Raw genomic sequence first — 16,429 nt, forward strand, 5'->3', positions numbered from 1 at the left:
GGCGGAGCATCGTATGAACACAACGGTAAAAAAGAAACGCAGATCCTCCCTGTTCGCCATACGCGGGGACATCAGCCGCAAAGCGTACATGTCGGGCATCGTGCTGGTCGCTGCAGCGTTTCTCGTGCTTTGGAGCGTGCTCAGCTACGGGGAACTCGTGAACCGCACCTTCCTGCCGACTCCCGGCCAGGTGCTGAGCCAGTTCGCTGCGCAAGTGCAGACGGCCGCGTTTTGGCATCATGTGGGCATCAGCATCTACCGCGTCGGCATGGGCTTCCTGCTGGCGTGCATCATGGGCATTCCGCTCGGCATTCTCGCCGGCACCTTCCGGTTCGCCGAATCGCTGTTCGTGCCGGCGGCCGAGTTTATCCGCTACATGCCGGCCACGGCGTTCATTCCGCTCATCATGGTGTGGGCGGGGATTGGCGAAGCGGCGAAAATTCTCGTCATTTTCATCGGCTGCTTTTTCCAGCTCATGCTGATGGTCGCCGACAACACCCGCGCGGTATCGAACGATCTGCTGCAAACGTCGTATACGCTTGGGGCGAACCGTCGGCAGGTCATCGAGAAAGTGCTCATTCCGGCACTGCTGCCGGATCTGATGAATACGATGCGGCTCATTATCGGCTGGGCGTGGACCTATCTCGTCGTGGCGGAGCTCGTTGCGGCGAGCAGCGGCCTCGGGTTTTCCATTATGAAAGCTCAGCGGTTCCTGAATACGGACATTATTTTCGTAGGCATCATTGCGATCGGGCTCCTTGGCTTATTGACGGACAGAACATTTGCCTATTGCCATCGCAGATTTTTTCCATGGCAGGAAGGGGGCCGCTAACATATGCTGCATGCCGTGCATTCCGTTAAGCCCGAGTCGGCTCGGGAAAATAAAATTACAGCTATCGATGTCAGCAAAACGTACAGCACCAAAAAGTCGCAATTCCTCGCGCTGGACCGGGTCTCGTTTCATGTTGAAGCCCATGAGTTCGTCAGCTTCGTCGGCCCTTCCGGCTGCGGCAAATCGTCGCTGCTGCGCATCATAGCGGGCTTGGAGGAGATGACGAGCGGCTCGATGAGCATCTCCGGGCACGAAATCGACGGCCCCGGCGCCGACCGGGGCATGGTGTTCCAGACGTATACGCTGTTTCCGTGGCTGACGGTCCGGGAAAACATCGAATTCGGCCTGACGCTGAAAGGCGTGCCGATTTTTGAAAAGCGTGCGATCGCCGACCATTTCATGGAGCTTGTCGGGCTTAAGCGCTTCGCCCGGTCACTGCCGAAGGAGCTGTCCGGCGGCATGAAGCAGCGCGTCGCCATCGCCCGGGCGTTGGCGAACAACCCGGAAGTGCTGCTGATGGATGAGCCGTTCGGCGCGCTCGATCCGCAGACGAAAAGCACGATGCAGGAGCTGCTGCTCCGCATCTGGGAGAAAGAGAAGACGACCGTCGTCTTCATCACCCACGACATCGAGGAGGCGATTTTCCTGTCGCAGCGGGTGTACGTGATGCAGGCGCATCCCGGCACGATCCGCAAGGAAATCGCAGTGCCTCCCGGTTTGCGCAGCGCCGGCGACGCGAAGGATTCGGAACCTTTTATCAAGCTGAAAAAGGAAATTATTGCGCTCATCGGCGAGCAGCGGCATGAGGAATGACGGAATGATGGCTACATTTTGACCAGAATGAGGCCCGCAAAAAGCAGCGCAAGCGCGAGGCTTTGCGGCTTCGTGAGCTTCTCTTTGTAGACGAGTACGGAGCCGACGACAACGACGAGCCCGTACGTGGAAAAAATCGGCGCGGCAATCGAGCCTGGGCCGGTTTCCAGCGCAGCGGCGTACAACTGCAGGCCTCCGTAGGAGAAGCAGCCCGCAATCAGTCCCCATATGAGTCCCGTACGGCGTGACGTATCGTTTGCTTTTGCTGCGATATGGGCGTACTGTGCGGGATTTTGCCGTTCCCGGACGGCGGCGAAGGCGAACCATGCGGCCGAGAGCAGATAGCTGATGAAAAGGATCGGCGTACCCGCCAGCCCCAGCTCAGCGGTGACCTTCAACCCTCCGTTGCGAAAAAAGAACAACAGCCCGCCCAGGGCGACGAGCCCGAACCATATGCGCTCTTTGATCGTAAGCGGTTCTTTCAATCGGATTGAAACGAGCACGGCCGAAGCGAACAGCAGCGCGACTCCGCCAATTTCGATGGCGCTGATGCTTTCCCCGTAGATCCAGAGGACATGAGAATGACGAGTACAATGTTCAGGTTCATCAGCGGAGCGGTCAAACTCGCCGGACCATGATCGAGCGCTTTCATAAAGACGACATTGCCCCAGCCCGAGCCTATGCCGATGACGATTCCGGCCGCCCACAGCCGCCAATCTCCGAGGTGCAAGGAGCCTTCCCACAAGCTGCCTGCGAAAAAGCCTATCGTGCCTGTGATGTACAGTCCGAGCAGCAGATAAGTTGCGGAGCCTTGGCGCATTTGGCTCGCTTTCATAAAAAAGCCGGTCAGGCCAAACAGAACGGCGCTGGCTACGGCTGCAAGAAACCACATGAACGTATCTCCTTTATATGTAGTGGCTTCATTATATCGGAACGCGCCTCGATTGACGAGGGTTGGGCTTCCCGATACAATGAGTTCAAAAGCTGCAACATGAATGAGAGAGGAATCCGATGAGCAAACACAGACAGCCTACGATCGTCGACGTGGCCCGGGAAGCGGGCGTTTCCATAGCGACGGTCTCCAACGTGCTGAACCGCAAAAATGTGCCGATGGCCCAGGATACCATACGCAAAGTGGAAGAGGCCGTCCGGCAGCTCGGTTATCGCCGGAATGCGCTGGCCGCAAATTTGAGCCGCCGCAGATCGTATGAGTTGGGGCTGATCATTCCCCATTTTGGCGGCTATTACGGCCGCTTTGCCGAAATGCTCGAGCAGAAGGTGTTCGGCTTCGGCTACCATTTATCCGTGTTTTCCGCCGCAGGCATGAATCCGCAAATCGAAAAAAGACACCTCGAGCTGCTGCTGCAGCGCAGGGTGGACGGGCTCGTATGCCACGGCTTGGCGATGAGCACGGAATCGACGAGCCAAATCGTCGGCGAAGGCACGCCGCTCGTCGTCTTCAACGGCTGGGGCTGGCCGAGCGATATCGTGAACATGGCGATCAATCTGGATTTCGCCGGAGCTTCCTCGGAAGCGGCGCGGCATTTGTACGGCAGCGGCTGCCGCGCTATCGTCTATGCGGGAAGACGCAACGGCTTGGGCGCCAACGACCAGCGTATACAAGGCTTTACCGCAGGTATTCGGGACTGCGGGGAGGACTGCGTGCACGCGCTTTTGGATGCGGGGGAGCTCGGCGTCGAAGGCATCCTGGACGAAGCGCTGCGGCTCAGCGGCGGAAGGAGGCCGCTCGGCATCTACACCTTCAACGATGCGCTGGCTTTGGAAATTTTGTCCGTGTGCCATGCGCGGAGCATCCGTGTGCCGGAAGAGGTGCAGCTCCTCGGCATGGACGACGAATTTTTTGCCGAGGTCAGCTATCCCTCGATTACCAGCTTTCATATGCCCGTCGAGCTGCAAACGCACCTTGTGGCCTCTTTTCTCATGAAACAGATCGGGGAAGAAATGAACGCCGAAACGATGAAGCTGCTGGACGCCTACTTGCCGGAAACGGGGCATGAACTGTCCATACCGCTCAAGCTGATGGCCCGCCAATCTACAGCCACATGAAAAAAAGACCGTTTCGCCCGCGAACTGACGGAACTGAAACGGCCTTTATTTTTACGTGCGTTCGCCTTTTAAAAGAGCCTCTTCCTTATGCTTCAAAAACTCCCTGCCATACTCCCCGTGCGGGTTAATATTGGCATTCTCGATCTGAATGGTCGAATGCTCGATGCCGTATTTGGCCTTCAGCATTTCATTAATCGCCAAAATGATGCAGTAAGGCTGAACGTCAGGATCGGTAAAAATATGCGCAGTCAGCGAGTAGTGGTTCGTAGAAACCGACCATAAATGCATCTCATGCACATCTTCCACACCTTCGACCCGACGGATATTGCCGCGGATTTCATCGAGATCGAACTGCTCCGGAACGGATTCCATCAGAATCAGGTAAGACTCTTTAATAATTTTGCTGCCGCCGACAAAAATAATGCCCCCAATAACGATACTGATCAGCGGATCAACCCAGAGCAAATCGGTAAAATAAATAATGACCGAGGAGACGATAACTCCGACAGAGCTGAGCAGATCGCCGATGAAGTGCCAGAGCGCGCTTTTCACATTCAGGTTCTCTTCTTCTTTCACACTATTGTGGAGCACAAGCGTAAGCACAAGATTCACGACCAGACCGATGGAGGCGATGCCGAGCATAAGCCCCAGCTTAATCGGCTGCGGATGGACGATGCGCCCAATCCCTTCAATGAAAATGCCGAGCGAAATGACACACAGCGCCAGACCGTTGAGGAAAGAAGCGATAATCTCAAATCGCAAAAAACCGAACGTAAACCGGGCATTCGGCTGCCGGGTCGCCAGATGGATAGCGAACATGCTGAGCCCCAGAGCGATGACATCGGAGATCATATGCGCGGAATCCGAGAGCAGCGCCAGAGAGTTGGAAAGGAGTCCCCCGACAATTTCAACAGCTGTAAAAAAGGCAGTCAGGATCAGCGTCACCCATAACGTTTTCCGGGATTTGCTTTGTTCTTTGACGTGGTGGAGATGGTGGTAATCATATTCGATAACCATATGTGAGCCCTCCTTGTTGGCCTTAATGAGAATGAGAATTACTCTCTTATTTAGAATTATTCTAATTAAGTAATTTCAGTATATGCCACTTCACGCCAAGGCGCAACCGTTAATTTTACAGGACCAATTTATGAATGCGTTTCCAATTTTGTTACACAAATGAAATATTTTTGTTATGGTTTGATAATGTAAGTGAGGTAATATAATAAACAAGACCCCCTTTTTAATATATAAACTTTTGAACCTGGCCCCGTTGGCTGGGTTCCTTTTTTTTGTGCGATGGGAATGAGCATTGTGGGATAAGGGTTTACGGGGCGCAGGTGTATGTTGAAAAGGGAATAAAAGAGCATTTGAAATGATTTTGAAATGATTTCGTTTTTGAGATGATTTTTTGGTTATTCTAATAGATCTTGCAGGGCGTTTGCTGCGTCTTGCTGCATATCAGGTGCAAGGTGAGAATAGGTGTCTAGAGTGATCTGTACGGATGAATGTCCGAGCCGTTCTTGAACGACTTTCGGATGTACACCGAGTCCTAACAAGAGCGAAGCGCACGTATGCCGTAAATCGTGAAATCGGATTTGTCTGACTCTAAGTAGGGGTGATTTTTGTGAATCATGCCACGCTTTTATTGACTCACAATAAAAAATTACTAACGTTAGTGCTCCTATTGTTGGTGTCGATTTTATAGCTTCTATCCAGTAATTGGTACAATGAGGTCAGTGTATAAATTTGAAACAATTTGAGCGATTGGTCTTTCCGCGGCGCATTGAAAATGTATTCACTTCATTTTCAGAAAATCGTTCAGGCCCTTGCTACACAATGCTTTACGCCTAAGTTTTCCTTATCTTTCAACCCTTAAAAGCCACCAAAATCTCGGAATCTGCGCCTGTTGGTCGAGTATAATATAGTATAATATAATATAATATAATATGTAGAATCTGGATATAGTGGTTGGGGTATTTTAATTCTTTAATTGGAACAAATTGTTCTAAAGTAATGCGTGCTAACGAGGAGTATCTTAAAATCAATTCATTCACAATTTTTCACGACAAGGAGAAGATATCAATTTGGCTTTAATTCATTTTTTTATTGTATTACCAAATTTTAATTATACAGATAATGTATTTAGATCTATTTCCGCTGTCAACAGATTTGATAAAACAATATTAGAGAATATAGATTTCTATAGAACGTTATATAAATTACCAGCAACATCGGAAGAATTGATTGGTGATAATTACCAATATGAATTGGGCAAAATAATGATGAGGGAAATTTATTACGATATTACAACAATTAGGGAAGATGATTTTCTCGGGAAATTAAAGTTATTTGAGAGTAATACATTAGCTTGTATCTTTATTTGTCAAGGAGTGTCTACAGAGAGTGTTAAAGAAATCACAATGGAGACTACTAACCCTGTAATATCAAAAGATGTTATTAAGGATACATTGCTTTTCTCGCAAGAAGATTTATTAATTCAAGTCTACAAGCAATGGTATAGAATTTTAAATCTACCTTTTGATAGTGGAAAATTCATGCAAATTACCGAGGGAAGAAGTTTACAACTTGTTGAAGATAGTTTTAAATTCCAAGTGTGCGAGAGGTATCTACTTATATTGATTTCGTTTGTAAAGTATAAGATTGACCCAAATGGCTCATTTGTTAACATGAATAATTTATTATCAGAACTTTTAAAAAGAGTTAAGATAGATCAAAAAATTTTCCAACGGTATTTAAAGGAATCAAATAAAAATGACTATGATTTAATGTTAAATACTGTGATAAATAATTTTGATTGTATAAAAGATTTTTTTCTGGATGTCGTTGTATGTATTCCATCAGTAAATAAAGATGAAATAATGCATAACTTCACATTAGGTAATAATAATCCTGCTGCGAATCATTCTATACAAAACAAAGTAGAAAGATTCTCAAAAAAACTAACTAGAAATGAAATACCTTCTGATTCTTTGGGAATAGAAAATGATTTTATGATAGAAGTTATAAAAGATAGACGAAAAGAGCTCGATTTTCTAAGCATACTTGATATATTTTTTACTTATGCTCGAAGTAATCCATACATTATTACAGATAACATTCCGACTAATGAATTAGTTCTGAGAATAAAGGAAATGAAAAAAGCAAATGTTTATTTATCTGTCAGTACACAGGTATTTAATAAGAATATCTATCAAATATCAGACATTCTTTCTGAATACTTAAATGCCAATAAGATACATGATATTATCAAAATTGCAAAGCATTTGAAAGTCATTTCTGATTTACCAATTGAATGGCTACAGGTCAATCGAGTACCACTAGCCATTCTTGTTAGTATGAGTAGAATTCCTATTACTCCATTCAATAGCGTTTTAAGACATTCTTCATTGCAAAATTTATATATTATTAAAAAGAAAAGCTTATCGATTTTTTTAATAAATGCAATAGATAAAAATGATCCAGATGACAGCTCCTTGTATTATTTAGCAGTAGGAATAAAAAGATTTATAGAAGATTTTATTTTGGAAAATCAGTTGGACGTATCCTTCCATTATTTTGAGCCTAAAAATAAAGATGAGTTTTTTAGGGCATTTAGTGAAAACGATCCCTCTAATTTATTGATTTATTTTGGGCATGGTTCGTTTAAAGATGAGGACGAAAATGATGTAGGGTTTTTGCAGATTGGAGAAGACCGAGTCTTTTCTTTAGAGATAGCAAACAAAATAGATAATGTTCCTGAGATAGTAATTTTAGGGGCTTGTGAAACACAAGTAAATTGGGGAACTTGTTATGATGTAGCCAATAGCTTTATTAGTGCAGGGGCGTTATCAGTAATAGGAACGCATTTTGAGGTTCCGGGAGACTACACTCATCATTTGATTTTACAAGTCTTATATCATATTAGTCAAGCAAGAAAGATGGAGCAGAGTGTATATTGGAGTGAAGTATTACATTCATGCTTTAAGGCAATGTATTTATTTGATAGCTTTGATTTTGTTTGTAGTAATGATGAGTCTATTATTGAAAAGTACAGAACTTACTGTGTGCAAAGAAACCTTAATGATGTAAGTTTAGATTTCCATGATCAAGTTGAGGAATTTTTAACGAAATTAAATGACAGCCATGGCAAAATGTACAGAAGGCTTCTTGAAAATAATAAAATTACTTATAGAAGTCTATTATATGTGTCTTTAGGGTCACCAGAATTAATATTATTTGAATAGCGGTTCATTAGTGGTCTGTAATCATATTACGATTGCTCTTTATGGGGAATGGTTAGGATTGGATACTGAGCAGTGATAGATTTGAAAGTTTGAGCGATTCGGCTTTCCGCGGCGCATTGAAAATGAACTTTCTTCATTTTCATAAAGTCGATCAAACCCTTTCCACACAAGGATTTGCGCCTTAGTTTTCCTTATCGCTCAACCCCTAAAAAATCACTAAAATCTCGGAACCTACGCCTCGGTGCTTTGGGTTCCTTTTTTGTGTAGGGCGGATTACGAGACTATGGACACATCTGTAAGAAACTGTAGACTTGTACTTTATGTAAACAGTTTGAACTAATGCAATTTAAATAATATACCCAGTATGTTAAAATGATTTACATAAGGGGGGGGAAATTTTGACAGACTACTTTAAAGATATGTATCGAGATTCTAATGATTATTCTTCTGATGAACCCTTTGATATAGATCAAATTCGTGTAAACCTGAGAATGGTTTCAGTAATGCAGATTATAAACATGATTAATGAGAATTCAATTAATCTGTATCCAGATTTTCAAAGATATTATGTTTGGAAAGAACCAGAACGAAAATCTCTACTTATTGAATCACTAATGCTTTTGTATCCACTCCCCATATTTTATGCTGCTGAAAATCAAAATGCTCAATGGGAGATTGTAGATGGATTGCAGCGGTTATCAACTATATATGAATTTATTAACGATGGGTTTACTTTAAAAGGGCTACAATACTTATGGAAATGTGAAGGATATAGGTTCAATGAACTTCCTTTAAAATATAAGCAACGCATATTTAATGCTAACCTCACATTTAATGTGATTGACTCACGGACTCCATTACAAGCTAAATTTGACTTGTTTAGAAGGCTTAATACTGGGGGGGTACCTCTTAACTCCCAAGAGATTAGAAATTCTATAGCTACTGATAGTGTTCGTAGATTTCTTGTAAATCTTGTGAATGATCCTAATTTTCAATATATAGCCAACTATAGGGAAGATCCCCGAATGTTGCTTCAAGAACTAGTTTTAAGATTCTGTGCATTTTATGATGCTTATAATCGAAATGATGTTACGATATTCGGTTATAGAAGATTAGAAGAATTTCTAGACAGTTTTTTTGAGAAGTTGCTTAATATGCAAGTAGACAGTTTATATAATTACGAAACTGCTTTCAAAAGATCGATGGAAAATGCAAGAATATTGTTTGGAAATCTAGCGTTTCGACGCATACTTCCGTATGAACTTGATGAAACAAAAGCTAGAAATAAACCTCTTAATAAAACCCTTTTTACATCCCTTAGTGTTGAACTAGCGTATTATGATGTAGAAAATGTAAGGAATGCTGGAAATGCTGTCTTATGGAAACTCGCAGATACTTGTTATCAAAATTTCGAATTCGCACAAACCTTAAACAGATCTACTGCAAGCGTAGCAAGTATTAATATACAATTTAAGACTATTCATAGTATGCTAAAGGAGATATTTAAATGTTGAATTCAATTAAAATTGAGAATTTTAAATGTTTCATAGATAAAAAAATTGACTTAAAACCAGTCACTGTTTTAGTAGGTGCTAACGGAAGTGGAAAGTCGAGTGTGGTTCAATCCCTATTACTTGCACGTGAAGCAATTGAACAAGAAAGAATTAGTGGAGTTGGTAGAGAATTAGACATCTCAATAAACGGTCCCTTCATGTTGCAGATGGGACAAGCGTCGAGTGTTTTTTCTAATCCTGCAGTACCAAAAGTAGATGTAACATTAGAGAATACTAATGGAGACACAAAGGTATTTTCATTTACTTTTGATGGAAGAGATGCGTCGCATTTATTGAAAGGCATGATCAGTTCCAGTACAGAAGATCATTTATCTGGAGAATTTCAGTATTTACATGCAGAGAGATTAGGCCCCAGAAAATCCCTGGATATGCCGTCAAGTACTTTAATTGATATTGGATGTCAAGGAGAGTTTGTCTATCATTCTATATACATAGCTGATACTATGAAGATTTTAGTTCATGAAGCTCTTATGCAAAATGAAAATTCAACAAAGTTCTCTCATCAAGTAGAAGCATGGATGCAGTTTTTGTTTCCACATTTAAAATTTCAATATGAAACTATTAACGATTTGAATAAATTGACAATGAAGTTCAGTAATGCAACTGCTGATATAAGGTACTGTTCTCCCCCCAACACTGGATTCGGAATTAGTTATACCTTGCCAATAGTTACTGCAGGGTTAAAACTCTCTACTGGAACTAACCCTGTTCTTATTGTTGAGAATCCAGAAGCGCATTTACATCCTATGGGGCAGTCTAGGATAGGTAGATACTTGGGATTACTATCTTTAGCAGGTGTACAAGTGATTGTTGAAACACATAGTGAACACGTCATTAATGGGATACGCATTTTTATGGCGCGTTCGGGTCGCGCAAAAGATCTAGGTATCCAATATTTTTCACAAGAAGATGAGGGTATACGTGTTAAGTTGTTGGAACTTAAGGAAAATGGAGAGTTAACTGATTGGCCAATAGGTTTCTTTGATCAAGAACAAAATGATTTGAAGGAACTAATGTTTTTGAAAAGAGAGAAGGGGAATGCCAAATGAGTCTCGTACTTTGCCTTCATAATGACTCATTTTTATTAGCAGGTGAACAGGAAGACTTACATAGCAGACTAGAAATTATTCAAGAGGTTGCTGAGCAAGCCAAAATAGCTAGTGATAAAGTTTATTACAATCAAGAAATCTACAACATTCGGTTTAAGGAAGACACACTTCTTTGTGATTGGCTGTATGATACACAAACCAGCAAGATGCGTGATGAGCAGCGGTTATTAAATTTGATTATTAATACTTCTGAAGAAATTGATAATAATGAACTTCAAACGTTTTTAACAAAAATTCAGAGCGTAGAAGGTAGTCGAGAGTTTAGTCTTCTTTGTCTGTATGGAACAGATGAATCGCACTACTATATCTACGATCTTGAGGATCTACATATCAGACGTAGAATTTATCTTCATGGTGAAGATGATAAAATAGCTTTTTTAAGAGTAGCGAGATATAGTTTTCCAAACTTACATTTCCATGAACAAGTTGAAAAATCTTTGGACACTTTAAGTGCGCCTCTAAGGGAATATAGCAGAGAAATAATACGTCATTTATCTGCTTTGAATGACCAATTTCCCGGAATTTACAGAGAATGTAAGGGGAGGCAACTAAGTGAAGTTTTAAAAGTATTTTCAAGTACTGCTGAGATAGCATGTACACTCGAAGGTGATAGTGATTCTGCTAAAAGACGTTTTTCGTTTGTGTTTACTAAAAACTCTGGAGAAAAAATAATGCTTGTTTGTGAACCACACACTAAGCTAGAAAGTACTGGTAGTAGTGGAGATACTAAATACAGATTTGATCGTATTTATTTTTTTCAGGGGGAGCCTAGTATACACGATGGAAAATTATTAATTGCACATATTGGTGAACATCTATAAATTTGAAATGATTTTTGAAATGATTTGAGAGATTCAGTTTTCCGCGGTCCATTGAAAATGAAATGCCTTCATTTTCAGAAAATCGTTCAAATCCTTGCCACACAAGGCTTTACGCCTTAGTTCTCCTTATCTCCCACATCCCAAAAAACCCCTGAAATTTCGGAACCCACGCCCCGTTGGCCGGGTTCCTTTTTTTGTGCGGTGGAAGTAACTCATATGGGGTAAGGGTTTATGGGGTCTCTGGAGTGTGCCTAATGTGTCCTGTTGTATATAACGAACATTTAATTTAGCTTGAAGACGTGATGGGGTTGTTCAAAAGAAAAATTTTGCTATTAATCTTTATGCTGATTTTACTGTCAGTTCTGGGTATTTTTATAAAGATTAAGGTTGATATTCATCAGCTAGAAAAGAAGATGCATAATTATTTAATACATTCAAAAGGGTATAACGAAGATGAGATATTAAGCATCAAGTGTGAACTAAGTATTCTTCCAAAGTATCCTGTATATGTTACTTTCAAAGATGAACCGAATTATGTCTATCTGTATTCGTATTCTTCCGTATCAAATAGCTGGTATCAGTTCCCGCCTCAAGACAAATACGATCCGCAAAACTACAAGCACTTTGAGAAGAATAATTGATTCAAATGGAACAAGAAGTGAGGACTCGTGAAATATGAGTACTAGAACCGCATTCATTATATTACTGACGTGCATAATGCTGCTTGTTTGCTCTTGTGTAAAAGAGATTGGTAACGATGCCAATACCACTGTAGGGGCAGATCAAATGTTGCCCCCTGGCTTCACGACAAATAACATAAAAAATGCATTTGAAGTGTATATCAACTATCGGTTATGGTTTTATCCGAAAAAAGTAAACGGAAATAAAGGAGAGTTTGATCCCTATATCGGCAAAAAAATAGAAGCCGACACTCGACTTTACGAAAGCAACCCGAATGAAGTATTTCTCCATACTAATATCGGCAATTGGTTGGCGATAATCAAGGTTGATCATGGGATCGTGTATTTTGATGGTATTGTTGAAGAAAACGAAAGTAATGCACCGAAAGGAAATTATAAGGTTTTCGGCAAATTTTCGGTAACGGTAGAGCAACCTCATAATCCAAACTACGGACATTCGCCTCGAAAAGATAAAATGATAGCAGCTGTAGAAACTTATGTATTTGCCTATTGTAAAGATTTAATTAGTGGCGAGGAAAAAGAAAAATGGGCCAATGCCCAGATTTATATGGTTGATTTTTATGAGTACGAAACCAGTGTAAATGTTTGGATTGTCATGCAGGATGGCTACGCATGGTCTGCTCCTGCGATACTAATTGAAGAGAATGGGGATTTTAAAGCTCAAGGCTTAAAAGGCTATGGTTTGAAAAATATAAATAATTTAGATCCCTATGACCCCGGCCGCTATATGTTTGAAAAACAGATCAATGACGCAGTAAAACAATTTACATGTAAGTAAAGCGAAAATGGAACAAATTTGCCGCCGCGGAAAGAAGCCTCCCAGGCTCGGGAGGCTTTCCAATGGGCACACGGGACTACCCACCGCCAGGCAAGAACGTCAAGACGAGCGCTGAGACCCTGCCATAGCGCATAAGGTGGCGGCCAGCAACACGTTAACGCTATAACGACACCGTCGAACCGCTGGCATTCTCTTGCTCGAAGAGATACAAGTAGACGTCTTCCAGGTTCGGCTTGACGGGTGTCGCGGCCAGATTCTCCGGCGGATGATCGCCTACGATACGGACGCAGATGCCTTCTTTTTCGTTGGTAATATTGCTCACTTTGTACTGCTGTTCAATGCTTTCCAGTTGATTCTTCTCCGATACATATACCGTGTACACTTTGTCCTTCATCCATTCCAGCAGCGAATACGGGTCATTCTGCAGTACAATGTTCCCATGCCTCAGAAATATGATCTGCTTGGCGATAGATTCGATGTCGGAGACGACATGCGTAGCGATCAGAATGATTTTATTCGATGAGATTGCCGAGATAAAATTTCGTATTCGGATTCGTTCTTTTGGGTCAAGACCGGCGGTCGGCTCGTCCAACAGAACGATTTTGGGATCGTTTAGCAGCGCTTGGGCGATCATGATTCGCTGTTTCATGCCGCCGGAATAGGAGCCTAGTTTTTTGTGCGCGTCTTGCTGCAGGTTTACGATTTGGAGCAAATCATCGATTTGCGTCCTTGCTGCTTCTTTTTTCATGTCTTTTAGAGCGGCCATGTACCACAGAAACCGATGCCCGGTAAAGTCATCGTACAAGCCTTGCTGCTGCGGCATGTAGCCCAATATTTCTCGATAAGCTTTACCTAACCGGCGAATAGGGGTATGGTTGAAGCTGACCTCGCCGGTATCCGACAGCAGGTTATCCGTGATGATATTCATGAGCGTCGATTTGCCGGAGCCGTTTGGCCCCAGAATGCCGTATACCCCGGGAGTAAGCTCCAAATTGATGTTGTCCAAGGCGGCTTTTTTCCCCTGTTTGTAGTGTTTGCTGACATGATTTATTGTAAGCTGCACTTGATCAACTCCCTTTTTTCGATGGGGTCGCGTTGTGCTTGTGCCATGACATTCTCAAACACCAAGCGGCAAGCGCCCATAATGCGCAGAAATAATAGATGGTAGGCTGCAGGTGGACGCCGTTTGCGAGCTCAGTAAACAAGAGGCTGACATTGTTGAATGAAAACAGGCGGATAAAGTCAAGACCTGCATATTCGATCAATAACGGTATCACGAGCGCGGCGGACAGTATGAATAGCGACCAGGATTGCTTTTTCACGAGAAGGGTCAGATACAGAGCGCATTGTGTAATGGCTAAAGCGCCAAGCAACTGGAGCAAGCTTACAACAATCACAAACGTCCGAACGTCAACCGGCAAATTAAGCTCTCCGTAAAGCGCAATGCTCTGGATCGGCGCATCCCAATGGATTGGATTATAGCTTATGAGCAAATTTGCGTATTGCGGTAAATAAATAATAACCATGAGCAATATTGCGCAAAAAGCAGCTACGATGTTCTTCACTGCAAATAAGGAAAGCCGGCCTTTTGAAGAAGCTCTTAAAATAGCCATAATGCCGGTCTTATATTCGATCGTAAATATCGTGCTAAGACATAGGGTCAAAAGGATAGAGTAAACGATACTATTGGTAATATCGCGAAAATGATTGTCGAACAGATAGTCCGATGAAAGTTGATTGACAAAGTGCCCGTCGATTCCTTTTTCCTGCTGCAGTTTCAGTAAATGTTCATATTGGCGGTATACTTTATCGAAAGCTTTGCGCTTGAGCGCAAATAGTTTTAGGTCAGCAAGCTTTTCCGTGTACTCGCGTAGTGAAATCCGGCCTGCCGAATAAGCCTCGAATACTTCCTTTTGAGCGTTTGCAAGCTCGTCGAACTTGAGTTTTTCCGCTTCGATATCATTCTTTTTTTCCGCGGTAAGTTCACCGGACAGAGAACGCAGGTAAGTATTATAGATGGCATCCTCTTCATTGAAGCGGATTGCTTGCGAATCAATAGCGTTGTACCCGAAAAAGAGAGTGATAAGGATCACAAGTATGGAGCGGCCCGTGACAAAAGTCTTAAACAGCTCGTGCCGCAGCAGGTTCACATGACCCCTGGAGCGGAACAAGGGAAGTAAAGCCCTTCGTTTATCCCATATGACGGCCCACAATGCGGGGGAACCCCCGACGGTTTTTCGCGAATAGATTTGAATGATAGCAACGGGAAAGAGGAGCAACAGGACGGCGATGGCGCCTCCGGTTACCCAAATCTGGTTGATAGGGAAGCCAAAGAAGTCAATATTGTTATATTCAGCCATCAACCCGTACACATCGTAAAATGAAAAAAGGTTCACATACTTCGCCAGGTTGAGCGAGGACAAAGGATCGATAAGCACATAGGCGAAATAGCTGACTCCGAGAAAAGCCAACAGGTACATATAGATTTTGCTTGCGTGATGAAAGGCAAAGAAAAAAACAGCAATAACCAAGGCTGCAATCACGGACATGACGATTTTGCCGGCCCAAAATAGCGCCAAATATTGGCCGACGTTCAATGTCAAGTTGCTATGTTTGAATGAAGCCATGGACTGAATAAGCCTCGTTAAATCGCCGAATCCGTATAAAAGGTAGGCCGCGGCTATAATGGTTCCGTAAAAGACAAAAGCCAAAACGGCGCTCACTGCCGCTAATGCGAACACCTTGGCCCCCGCGATGCGGGCTCTGCCATTTTTGTTGGTGCGGATAAGGAGCGCAAGTCCGGTTTCTTTTTCGTACAAAAACAGAAGCATGCAAATCATAAACATCAATATCGCCAGCAAAATGTCCGTGACCTGAAATCGGGTGCTCGACACGATGCCGGTTTCCAGACCGATTTCAAGCGGAATTTGCTCCAAATGTTGAAAATCGCCAACCGTCTTCATAATATTGCGGTACGAAAATGAATTCTGTTCTTGAAATATGGATACGGAGAGCATGTCATTAGCCCGCTGCTGCATGCCCCCGATGTAGTCACGATGTTCCTGGATCGCCTGGAATTGCTTATAAATCAGATCGCTTAGATAGAAATCCAGGCCCAACCGCTCGGGGTCGTTCGCATATTCGCTGTTTATGAATGATTGTACCCATTCGGGCCGATTCTTTTTAATATCCTCCGAAAACTGCTTCAATATGGGGTCCTCGGGATCCCGCGCGGCATAGAACAAGGTAGAGAACGCACTTAACTCTTCTTTTTGCTGGGCAATCTTCTTACTGGCAGTAGGGATCGGCAGCACCTTGTAGGCTTGCTCCCAATCACGGTAAGCGCCGATATTGGCAATCGTATAACCGTGATTTGTCGTCTCCTGTTTATAATAAATGGCTGCGTTGGCCACCAAAAAGAGTGGAAGAAGGGCGACAAACCATTTCCTCTTGCATATTTTCAACAATTCGTATCCGATCAGCTTCATGA

The 16,429-nt window shown here is 43.2% G+C and carries 14 protein-coding genes and 1 pseudogene; 9 read left to right on the forward strand and 6 right to left on the reverse strand.

The genetic code is table 11. The annotated features are described in order from the left end of the window. Positions 1-13: 13 nt before the first annotated feature. Positions 14-832, forward strand: coding sequence for an ABC transporter permease subunit (locus tag AC6RNO_RS10600; protein ID WP_497105412.1), 819 nt, complete (start codon positions 14-16; stop codon positions 830-832). A 3-nt stretch (positions 833-835) separates the two neighbouring features. Continuing rightward, a complete protein-coding gene (locus AC6RNO_RS10605) occupies positions 836-1,645 on the forward strand; it encodes an ATP-binding cassette domain-containing protein (protein ID WP_497105413.1) in 810 nt (269 codons plus the stop codon). 11 nt (positions 1,646-1,656) lie between these two features. Here AC6RNO_RS10605 and AC6RNO_RS10610 read toward each other — a convergent pair whose 3' ends face one another. Then, complete coding sequence (locus tag AC6RNO_RS10610; protein ID WP_497105414.1) at positions 1,657-2,130, reverse strand: EamA family transporter; 474 nt, start codon at positions 2,128-2,130, stop codon at positions 1,657-1,659. Further along, positions 2,127-2,537, reverse strand: coding sequence for an EamA family transporter (locus AC6RNO_RS10615; protein ID WP_497105415.1), 411 nt, complete (start codon positions 2,535-2,537; stop codon positions 2,127-2,129). Before AC6RNO_RS10615 ends, AC6RNO_RS10610 begins: the two co-directional genes overlap by 4 nt. A 119-nt stretch (positions 2,538-2,656) precedes the next feature. On the opposite strand from AC6RNO_RS10615, the gene AC6RNO_RS10620 reads away from it, so the two are divergent. After that, positions 2,657-3,712, forward strand: coding sequence for a substrate-binding domain-containing protein (locus AC6RNO_RS10620; protein ID WP_497105416.1), 1,056 nt, complete (start codon positions 2,657-2,659; stop codon positions 3,710-3,712). Positions 3,713-3,763: 51 nt separating this feature from the next. On the opposite strand, the gene AC6RNO_RS10625 is transcribed toward AC6RNO_RS10620, so the two are convergent. Both AC6RNO_RS10625 and AC6RNO_RS10630 read right to left on the reverse strand, forming a co-directional pair. Beyond that, complete coding sequence (locus AC6RNO_RS10625) at positions 3,764-4,729, reverse strand: cation diffusion facilitator family transporter (protein ID WP_497105417.1); 966 nt, start codon at positions 4,727-4,729, stop codon at positions 3,764-3,766. Positions 4,730-5,124: 395 nt separating this feature from the next. Further along, positions 5,125-5,316, reverse strand: a pseudogene (locus AC6RNO_RS10630) (tyrosine-type recombinase/integrase); the annotation flags it as partial. A gap of 480 nt (positions 5,317-5,796) precedes the next feature. On the opposite strand from AC6RNO_RS10630, the gene AC6RNO_RS10635 reads away from it, so the two are divergent. The 6 genes from AC6RNO_RS10635 to AC6RNO_RS10660 all read left to right on the forward strand — a co-directional run bounded on the left by AC6RNO_RS10635 (position 5,797) and on the right by AC6RNO_RS10660 (position 12,939). Then, entirely contained in the window at positions 5,797-7,956 is a 2,160-nt protein-coding gene (locus AC6RNO_RS10635) for a CHAT domain-containing protein (RefSeq protein ID WP_497105418.1), read from the forward strand. Between the two features lie 398 nt (positions 7,957-8,354). Then, the gene (locus tag AC6RNO_RS10640) at positions 8,355-9,470 is read left to right on the forward strand and encodes a GmrSD restriction endonuclease domain-containing protein (protein ID WP_497105419.1); all 1,116 of its coding nucleotides are present in this window, start codon (positions 8,355-8,357) and stop codon (positions 9,468-9,470) included. Next, positions 9,464-10,579, forward strand: a complete 1,116-nt coding sequence (locus tag AC6RNO_RS10645; RefSeq protein WP_497105420.1) for a DUF3696 domain-containing protein — start codon at positions 9,464-9,466, stop codon at positions 10,577-10,579. The genes AC6RNO_RS10640 and AC6RNO_RS10645 overlap by 7 nt, the downstream gene beginning before the upstream one ends. Continuing rightward, entirely contained in the window at positions 10,576-11,460 is an 885-nt protein-coding gene (locus AC6RNO_RS10650; RefSeq protein ID WP_497105421.1) for a hypothetical protein, read from the forward strand. Before AC6RNO_RS10645 ends, AC6RNO_RS10650 begins: the two co-directional genes overlap by 4 nt. A gap of 302 nt (positions 11,461-11,762) precedes the next feature. Beyond that, positions 11,763-12,101, forward strand: a complete 339-nt coding sequence (locus AC6RNO_RS10655) for a DUF3139 domain-containing protein (protein WP_497105422.1) — start codon at positions 11,763-11,765, stop codon at positions 12,099-12,101. 34 nt (positions 12,102-12,135) lie between these two features. After that, the gene (locus tag AC6RNO_RS10660) at positions 12,136-12,939 is read left to right on the forward strand and encodes a hypothetical protein (protein WP_497105423.1); all 804 of its coding nucleotides are present in this window, start codon (positions 12,136-12,138) and stop codon (positions 12,937-12,939) included. A 160-nt stretch (positions 12,940-13,099) separates the two neighbouring features. On the opposite strand, the gene AC6RNO_RS10665 is transcribed toward AC6RNO_RS10660, so the two are convergent. Then, complete coding sequence (locus AC6RNO_RS10665; RefSeq protein WP_497105424.1) at positions 13,100-14,002, reverse strand: ATP-binding cassette domain-containing protein; 903 nt, start codon at positions 14,000-14,002, stop codon at positions 13,100-13,102. Positions 14,003-14,006: 4 nt separating this feature from the next. Continuing rightward, on the reverse strand, positions 14,007-16,427 hold the full coding sequence (locus AC6RNO_RS10670) for a hypothetical protein (RefSeq protein WP_497105425.1): 2,421 nt from the start codon (positions 16,425-16,427) through the stop codon (positions 14,007-14,009). Positions 16,428-16,429 lie beyond the last annotated feature (2 nt).

It is taken from the genome of Paenibacillus sp. sgz302190, assembly GCF_059820445.1.

Bases quoted from the DNA above. Each gene is read 5' to 3' on its own strand.
- AC6RNO_RS10600 (WP_497105412.1), top strand. From the start codon at position 14: ATGAACACAACGGTAAAAAAGAAACGCAGATCCTCCCTGTTCGCCATA.
- AC6RNO_RS10605 (WP_497105413.1), top strand. From the start codon at position 836: ATGCTGCATGCCGTGCATTCCGTTAAGCCCGAGTCGGCTCGGGAAAAT.
- AC6RNO_RS10615 (WP_497105415.1), bottom strand. From the start codon at position 2,537: ATGTGGTTTCTTGCAGCCGTAGCCAGCGCCGTTCTGTTTGGCCTGACC.
- AC6RNO_RS10620 (WP_497105416.1), top strand. From the start codon at position 2,657: ATGAGCAAACACAGACAGCCTACGATCGTCGACGTGGCCCGGGAAGCG.
- AC6RNO_RS10625 (WP_497105417.1), bottom strand. From the start codon at position 4,729: ATGGTTATCGAATATGATTACCACCATCTCCACCACGTCAAAGAACAA.
- AC6RNO_RS10645 (WP_497105420.1), top strand. From the start codon at position 9,464: ATGTTGAATTCAATTAAAATTGAGAATTTTAAATGTTTCATAGATAAA.
- AC6RNO_RS10650 (WP_497105421.1), top strand. From the start codon at position 10,576: ATGAGTCTCGTACTTTGCCTTCATAATGACTCATTTTTATTAGCAGGT.
- AC6RNO_RS10655 (WP_497105422.1), top strand. From the start codon at position 11,763: ATGGGGTTGTTCAAAAGAAAAATTTTGCTATTAATCTTTATGCTGATT.
- AC6RNO_RS10660 (WP_497105423.1), top strand. From the start codon at position 12,136: ATGAGTACTAGAACCGCATTCATTATATTACTGACGTGCATAATGCTG.
- AC6RNO_RS10670 (WP_497105425.1), bottom strand. From the start codon at position 16,427: ATGAAGCTGATCGGATACGAATTGTTGAAAATATGCAAGAGGAAATGG.